Source organism: Burkholderia sp. 4NA327C6, assembly GCF_005502655.1.
GTDB classification, from domain to species: Bacteria; Pseudomonadota; Gammaproteobacteria; order Burkholderiales; family Burkholderiaceae; genus Burkholderia; species Burkholderia contaminans.
The window spans coordinates 163,101-169,256 of record NZ_SCNZ01000016.1 but is presented as its reverse complement, the minus strand read 5'-3'; the positions used below and the strand labels follow the sequence as shown (position 1 = coordinate 169,256).

The following is a 6,156-nucleotide window of genomic DNA, read 5'->3' as shown; positions in this document are numbered from 1 at the left end:
CCCCACCCCCGCTGCAAGCCTTCTGACGCTTGCCGCGAAATCCTTATCGAAATTGCTTCGTTCGCCTTTGCCGGCCGCGCCGCTAACGTGTTCAAAACGGCGGCGGCCCGCCATCTGCATTCCGGCAGGATGCGCACCGGCCGCCGCCATCACGACAACCGCGTCGCGATAACGGAACAGACCGGACGGGCCGCGTGCCCGCACCCCGCCAGGAACGTCCGCATCGCGCGCCCTTCGCGATGCCCATGGCCACGACCGACCGCATCATCGACACGACGCCGCTCGACGTCCGCGCGCAACCGCTGATCGACGCGCTGATCGACGAGTATTCGACCCGTTACAACGCGTATCGCCCCGACAGCCGCGCGTCCGCCCGCGAGGAACTCGCTCGCTACCCGGCCGAAGCGTTCGCGCCGCCCGAAGGCGCGTTCGTTCTGCTGCTGCGCGACGGCGTAACAATTGGCGGCGGCGCGTTCAAGCGCTACGACGCGCAGACCGCCGAGCTCAAACGCATCTGGACCCGCTCGGACCTGCGCCGCCAGGGCCTCGCCCGCCTCATCGTCGAGGCGCTCGAGTTGCGCGCCGCGCAGCAGGGCTATCGTCGCATCTACCTGACCACCGGTTTCCGCCAGCCCGAAGCATGGGCGCTGTACGACCGCACCGGCTATACGCGGCTGTTCGATCCGTCGATCGCGCCCGAAGCGTATTTCCACCTGCGGTTCGGCAAGGATCTCGCCGATCCGTCGCGCACGTCGACGCTGGCCGACCTGTGGGCGCCCGTGCCCGAACCGGTGCTGTCGCGCTGACCGCGACCGCCTCCCTGCCTCCCTCCGATCTCCGCTTGCCACCACAGGACGTCTACATGCAACGAGCCGTACCGTTTTCTTCCCGTGCCGCGCGCACGCTGGCCGCCGCACTGATCGGCCTGACCGCGTTCGCCGCAGCCGCGGCCGCCGCCACGTTCGACCTGAGCCCCGAGCAACGCGGCCGCCCGCGCGGCGTGGCCGATGCGGCCGTCGAGCGCGCCGTGCCCGCGTCGTTCAAGTTCGCCGAGCCCGGCACGCTGACGATCGGCGTTGCGCCGAGCCTGCCGCCGATCAGCTCGTATGCGACCGACGCGCGCACGGTGATCGGCTTCGACGCCGACGTCGGCCAGCTCGTGTCCGATAGCCTCGGCCGCAAGCTGAAGATCGTCGCGCTCGCGTGGGCCGACTGGCCGCTCGCCCTCGAATCCGGGAAAGTCGACGCGGTGATCTCCAACGTGACCGTCACCGAGGAGCGCAAGCAGAAGTTCGATTTCTCGACCTACCGCAAGGACCAGGTCGGCTTCTACGTGCGCAACGACAGCAAGATCCAGGCGATCCGCGAGCCGAAGGACGTCGCGGGCCTGCGCATCGTGACCGACGCCGGCACCAACCAGGAAAAAATCCTGCTCGCGTGGGATCGCGAGAACGTCGCGCACGGGCTGAAACCCGTGCAGATCCAGTACTACGACGATCAGGCGATGCGCATCGTCGCCGTGCAGTCGGGCCGCGCCGATGCGGTGTTCAGCGTGAACTCGGTGCTCGCGTACCAGAGCGCGCAGCAAGGCAAGACGCGGCTCGTCGGCGCGATCAGCGGCGGCTGGCCGCGCACCGCCGACATCGCGATCGCGACGCGCCGCGGCAGCGGGCTCGCCGATCCGCTCACCGTCGCGCTGAACGGGCTGATCAAGAACGGCCGCTACCAGCAGGTGCTCGACCGCTGGAACCTCGCATCGGAAGCGATCGACCAGTCGCGCACGAATCCGCCGGGGCTGCCGAAGAGCTGAACGCCGCGCACGCTCACCGTCCATTCACGCTCACGCAGGAACGCCGCCCACCATGTCTTATTCGCTTTCGTTGCTGGACAAGAGTCCGATCGCCGACGGCGCGAACGCCGCCGACGCGCTGCGCTTCACCACGACGCTCGCGCAGCGCGCCGAACAGCTCGGTTACGAGCGCTTCTGGGTCGCCGAACATCACGGCACGCCGGCCTTTGCAAGCTCGGCGCCGGAGATCGTCGTCGCGCACCTGCTCGCGCACACGTTGCGCATCCGCGTCGGCTCGGGCGGCGTGATGCTGCAGCACTACAGCCCGTTCAAGGTCGCCGAAACCTTCAAGGTGCTGGCCGCGCTCGCGCCGGGCCGCGTCGATCTCGGTATCGGCAAGGCGCCCGGCGGGTTGCCGCTGACCACGCGCGCGCTGCAGTGGTTCCACGACAAGGCGCGCAAGCCGGACTTCGCGGGCCAGCTCGCGGAGCTCGACGCGTTTCTCGGCTGGGGCGTCGCCGAGGATCACCCGCTCGCCGGCGCCGTCGCGCTGCCCGTGCCGCCGCAGGCGCCCGAACGCATCCTGCTCGGCGGCTCGCCGGACAGCGGCGCGCTCGCCGCGCGCAACGGCTGGCGTTTCTGCTACGCCGGCCATTTCAACGGCGACGACGCGAACCTCGAACGCTCGCTGGACGCGTACCGCAGCGCGGGCGGCACGCGGCCGCTGGTCGCGCTGTACGCCGTGGCCGCGCCGACGCGCGACGCGGCCGAGCAGCTGATCGGGCCGCTGAAGATCTTCAAGCTGCAGTTCGCGGGCGGCCAGAGCTTCAATCTCGCCAGCGCGCAGGCGGCCGCCGAATTCGCGCGGCAGAGCGGCGCGTCCGACTACCGGATCGACGAGTTGCGCCCGACGGTGCTGGCCGATACGCCCGAGCGCATCCACCGCGCGCTCGATGCACTGAGCCGGCGGCTCGACGTCGATGCGTTCGTGATCGATTCGCCGGTGACCGACTACGCGGCCCGGCTCGCATCGGTCGAATGGCTCGGCGGCGCGCTGTCGGCCTCGCCGTTGCAGGCGGCCCTCGCGGCCGACCGCTCCCTCTCTCCTGACCAGAACGCGTGACGCTCCCATGACCACCCGACGATCGATCCCCTTCGGCCTGATGCTGCAAGGCGCAGGCAGCCACATGAACGCATGGCGGCACCCGAGCAACCCGCCGGACGCGAGCATCAACCTCGACTTCGCGATCGGCATCGCGCGCAAGGCGGAAGCCGCCGGCATCGCGTTCGCGTTCGTCGCGGACGGCCTCTACATCAACGAGAAGTCGATCCCGCACTTCCTGAACCGCTTCGAACCGCTGACCGTGCTGTCGGCGCTCGCGGTCGCGACGAAGAAGATCGGGCTCGCCGGCACGATCTCGACGTCGTACAGCGAACCGTTCACGGTCGCGCGCCAGCTCGCGTCGCTCGATGCGATCAGCGGCGGACGCGCGGGCTGGAACGTCGTGACGACGCCGCTCGAAGGCACCGCGAAGAATTTCGGCAAGGCGCATCCCGATCACGAACTGCGCTACGAGATCGCCGACGAATACCTCGAAGTCGTGCAAGGCCTGTGGGACAGCTGGGACGACGACGCCTTCGTGCGCGACCGCGCGACCGGCCGCTTCTTCGACCGCGACAAGCTCCACACGCTCGACCACCACGGCCGCTTTTTCCAGGTCGCGGGCCCGCTCAACATCCAGCGCTCGCCGCAGGGGCAGCCGGTGATCTTCCAGGCCGGTTCGTCGGACACCGGCATCGCGCTCGCGGGCAAGTATGCGGATGCGGTGTTCACGCATTCGCCGTCGCTCGACGAAACGGCCGCGTTCACGCGGCGCGTGAAGCAGAGCGCGATCGAGCACGGCCGGCAAGGCAGCGACGTGAAGATCTTCCCCGGCATCGGGCCGATCGTCGGCCGCACCGCGGCCGAGGCCGAGGACAAATACCAGGCGATCCGCAACCTGCTGACGATCGACGAGGCGCTCGCGTATCTCGGCCGCTATTTCGATCACCACGATTTCACGCAGTACGCGCTCGATGCGCCGTTCCCTGAACTCGGCGAACTCGGCCGCAACAGCTTCCGCTCGACCACCGACCGGATCAAGGCCGACGCGAAACAGAAAGGGCTCTCACTGCGCGAGACGGCGCTCGCGGTCGCCACGCCGCGCCCGAACTTCATCGGCACGGCCGAGCATGTCGCCGACGAGCTGATCCGCTGGCACGACGCCGGTGCCGGCGACGGTTTCATCCTCGGCTTCGCGGTGCAGGCGCAGGGCGTCGAGGATTTCGTCGAACTCGTGATTCCGGAGCTCGAGGCACGCGGGCGCTACAGCCGCGACCTGCCCGGCGCAACGCTGCGCGACCACCTCGGGCTGCCGCGCAAGGCCAGCCGCCACGCGGCGCCTGGCGCGTCGCACGAAACGGCGGCCGAAGCGCACGCCTGACACCCGCCGCCGCGCCGCCCGTGCGCGGCGCGCCCGTCCGACCGATTCGAGGATTTCCACCGACATGAGCGACACCACCCACCTCGGCGGCGCGCTGCCGCCGCTCTCTCCCCCCGGCGCACGCGACGCCGGCACGCGTTTCAGGATCGTGCCCGCGCGCCACCGGTCGCGCACGGCCGGCACCGTGCTCGCCGTCGCGCTGATCGCGATCGTCCTGCATTCGATTCTCGGCAACCCGCAATGGGGCTGGCCGGTGTTCGCCGAATGGTTCCTGTCGCCGCCGGTGCTGTCGGGGCTCGCACGCACGCTGGTGCTGACGCTGCTCGGTGCGGTGTTCGGCTTCGTGCTCGGCGCGTTCGTCGCGCTGGCCAGGCTTTCGCGCTCGAGGCTGCTGTCGGCGAGCGCGTGGACATTCGTGTGGCTGTTCCGCTCGATTCCGCTGATCGTGCTGCTGCTGATCCTGAACAACCTCGGCTACCTGTACGAGCACGTGCGGCTCGGCGTGCCGTTCACGGACATCGTGTGGTTCGACACGCCGACGACCGATCTCATCAGCCCATTCCTCGCGGCCGTGCTCGGCCTCACGCTGAACCACGCGGCGTTTTCCGCGGAAGTGATTCGCGGCGGCATTCTCGCGGTCGACCAGGGCCAGCTCGAAGCCGCCGCCGCGCTCGGGCTGCCGCGCGGCCGCCAGACCACGCGGATCGTGCTGCCGCAGGCGATGCGCGCGATCCTGCCGACCGCGTTCAACGACCTGATCTCGCTCGCGAAAGGCACGTCGATGGTGTACGTGCTCGCAATGCCGGAGCTGTTCTATACGGTGCAGGTGATCTATCGCCGCAATCTCGAAGTGATTCCGCTGCTGATGGTCGCGACCGTCTGGTACCTGATCATCCTGACCGTGCTGTCGGCCATCCAGGTGCAGGTCGAGCGGCACTACGCGCGCGGCGCGCTGCGCAACCCGCCGCCGTCCGTCATCACGTTCGCGCTTGCGCGTATCGGCGCGCTGTGGCGCCGTGTCGCGTCCCGTCACGCGGCATCGGTCGCCCAGGCTCACGATGATGGCGACGCGGCGAGCGCCGTCGCACCGCGCGCCGGCGGCGAAGTGGCCGTGCATGGCGTCTCGAAGCAGTTCGGCATGCAGCGCGTGCTCGACAACGTGTCGTTCGTCGCGCCGCGCGGCAGCGTGACCGCGATCGTCGGGCCGTCGGGCTCGGGCAAGTCGACGCTGCTGCGCACGATCAACCATCTCGAACGCGTCGACGACGGCTTCATCGACATCGACGGCGAACTGATCGGCTATCGCCGCGACGGCGACGTGCTCTACGAGCTGAAGGAGCGCGACGTGCTGACGCGGCGCACGGCTGTCGGGATGGTGTTCCAGAACTTCAACCTGTTCCCGCACCTGACCGTGCTTGAGAACCTGGTCGAAGCGCCGGTCGCCGTCGGCGGCATCAAGCGCGATGCCGCCGAACGCATCGCCCGCACGCTGCTCGCGCGCGTCGGCCTCGCGGACAAGGCCGATGCGTATCCGCGCCAGTTGTCCGGCGGCCAGCAGCAGCGCGTCGCGATCGCGCGGGCGCTCGCGCTGCGCCCGAAGGTGCTGCTGTTCGACGAGCCGACGTCGGCGCTCGATCCCGAACTCGTCAACGAGGTGCTCGACGTGATCAAGGAGCTCGCGCGTTCGGGCACGACGCTCGTGATCGTCACGCACGAAATCGGCTTCGCGCGCGAAGTCGCGGACAACGTGCTGTTCATGGAGCGCGGGCGCATCGTCGAAGCCGGGCCGCCCGCCGTCGTGCTCGACGCGCCGTCGCATCCGCGTACGCGTGCGTTCCTGTCGCGGGTGCTGTGATGCGCGCCGCTCCCGACCTGCGAGGTACC

At 69.4% G+C, this 6,156-nt stretch carries 5 protein-coding genes; all 5 read left to right on the top strand.

Going from position 1 to position 6,156, the window contains the following annotated elements:
* Positions 1-245 precede the first annotated feature (245 nt).
* The 5 genes from FFS49_RS18535 (at position 246) to FFS49_RS42940 (ending at position 6,127) form a co-directional block, all read left to right on the top strand.
* The gene (locus FFS49_RS18535) at positions 246-806 is read left to right on the top strand and encodes a GNAT family N-acetyltransferase (protein ID WP_039357701.1); all 561 of its coding nucleotides are present in this window, start codon (positions 246-248) and stop codon (positions 804-806) included.
* A gap of 56 nt (positions 807-862) precedes the next feature.
* A complete protein-coding gene (locus FFS49_RS18530) occupies positions 863-1,810 on the top strand; it encodes an ABC transporter substrate-binding protein (RefSeq protein ID WP_105815210.1) in 948 nt (315 codons plus the stop codon).
* Positions 1,811-1,862: 52 nt separating this feature from the next.
* Positions 1,863-2,912: an LLM class flavin-dependent oxidoreductase gene (locus tag FFS49_RS18525; protein WP_105815209.1), complete on the top strand. Its 1,050-nt coding sequence runs from the start codon at positions 1,863-1,865 to the stop codon at positions 2,910-2,912.
* A gap of 7 nt (positions 2,913-2,919) precedes the next feature.
* A complete protein-coding gene (locus FFS49_RS18520) occupies positions 2,920-4,272 on the top strand; it encodes an LLM class flavin-dependent oxidoreductase (protein ID WP_039357693.1) in 1,353 nt (450 codons plus the stop codon).
* Positions 4,273-4,336: 64 nt separating this feature from the next.
* The gene (locus FFS49_RS42940) at positions 4,337-6,127 is read left to right on the top strand and encodes an amino acid ABC transporter permease/ATP-binding protein (protein WP_083417607.1); all 1,791 of its coding nucleotides are present in this window, start codon (positions 4,337-4,339) and stop codon (positions 6,125-6,127) included.
* Positions 6,128-6,156 lie beyond the last annotated feature (29 nt).